The sequence below is a fragment of the Pseudomonas brassicacearum subsp. brassicacearum genome, assembly GCF_008801605.1.
In the GTDB taxonomy this organism is placed as follows: domain Bacteria; phylum Pseudomonadota; class Gammaproteobacteria; order Pseudomonadales; family Pseudomonadaceae; genus Aquipseudomonas; species Aquipseudomonas brassicacearum.
Genome location: NZ_VZPJ01000035.1, coordinates 1 through 1,669, shown reverse-complemented (window position 1 = coordinate 1,669; position 1,669 = coordinate 1). Strand labels below are relative to the sequence as shown.

The following is a 1,669-nucleotide window of genomic DNA, read 5'->3' as shown; positions in this document are numbered from 1 at the left end:
TGTAAACCACGGTGCCACCTTCCGCGACGGTGGACGTTGCGGTCAGGCTGACAGTCGAGGTGTCGATGGTATCGGTAACGTCAGTCACCGCAGGCGTGGTGCTAGGAACCAGGTTCTCGAAGTTACCGCCAGTGGCCTTGTCGATGCTGACTTCAACTTTGCCAGCGTCTTTGTAGACATCGTCTTTTGGCGCATCGACGGTCACGGTGCCAGTGGTGGCGCCTGCAGCGATGTTGATGACGGCGCCGTTGCTCAAGGTGACGGTCACTGGCGAGCCAGCGGCGTTGGTCAATGTTGCGGTGTAAACGATGGAACCGCCTTCGGTGACAGTGTCAGTTGCCGAGAGCGTCAGGCCAGTGGTGTCCTGGGTGTCTGTGACGATGGTATCGGCAGGCTTGCCGTCGATGTCCAGTTTTTCGTAGTTGCCGCCCTTGGCGTCATCAATCTTCACGCTCAGGTTATCGCCGCCTGCGAGGGCGTCGTTTGGTGTCACGAAGTTCACCGAAGCGGAGCTGGCGCCGACCGGGATGGTGATGGTCTGGCCGTTGCTCAACGTCACGACGAGCGGGGCATCAGTGACCGGTGCATTGACCGAGGCGGTGTACACCACGGTGCCGCCTTCCGCGACGGTGGACGTTGCGGTCAGGCTCACGGTCGAGGTGTCGATGGTATCGGTAACGTCGGTCACCGCTGGGGTGGTGCTCGGAACCAGGTTCTCGAAGTTACCGCCAGTGGCTTTATCGATGCTGACTTCGACTTTACCAGCGTCTTTGTAGACGTCGTCTTTTGGCGCATCGACGGTCACGGTGCCAGTGGTGGCGCCTGCGGCGATGTTGATGACGGCGCCGTTGCTCAAGGTCACAGTGACAGGCGAGCCAGCGGCGTTGGTCAGGGTGGCGGTGTAAACGATGGAGCCGCCTTCAGCAACAGTGTCAGTTGCCGAGAGCGTCAGGCCAGTGGTGTCCTGAGTGTCTGTGACGGTGGTGTCGGCAGGCTTGCCGTCGATGTCCAGTTTTTCGTAGTTGCCGCCCTTGGCGTCGTCGATCTTCACGCTCAGGTTATCGCCGCCTGCGAGGGCGTCGTTTGGTGTCACGAAGTTCACCGAAGCGGAGCTGGCGCCGACCGGGATGGTGATGGTCTGGCCGTTGCTCAACGTCACGACGAGCGGGGCATCAGTGACCGGTGCATTGACCGAGGCGGTGTACACCACGGTGCCGCCTTCCGCGACGGTGGACGTTGCGGTCAGGCTCACGGTCGAGGTGTCGATGGTATCGGTAACGTCGGTCACCGCTGGGGTGGTGCTCGGAACCAGGTTCTCGAAGTTACCGCCAGTGGCTTTATCGATGCTGACTTCGACTTTACCAGCGTCTTTGTAGACGTCGTCTTTTGGCGCATCGACGGTCACGGTGCCAGTGGTGGCGCCTGCGGCGATGTTGATGACGGCGCCGTTGCTCAAGGTCACAGTGACAGGCGAGCCAGCGGCGTTGGTCAGGGTGGCGGTGTAAACGATGGAGCCGCCTTCAGCAACAGTGTCAGTTGCCGAGAGCGTCAGGCCAGTGGTGTCCTGAGTGTCTGTGACGGTGGTGTCGGCAGGCTTGCCGTCGATGTCCAGTTTTTCGTAGTTGCCGCCCTTGGCGTCGTCGATCTTCACGCTCAGGTTATCGCCGCC

Annotated in this window: 1 protein-coding gene; it reads right to left on the bottom strand. The window is 61.0% G+C overall.

Features of this window, described 5'->3' with window-relative positions; genetic code table 11:
• Window positions 1-1,669 (bottom strand): immunoglobulin-like domain-containing protein (locus F7R20_RS31370; RefSeq protein WP_346266516.1); only part of this gene is annotated, 1,669 nt, incomplete at both ends.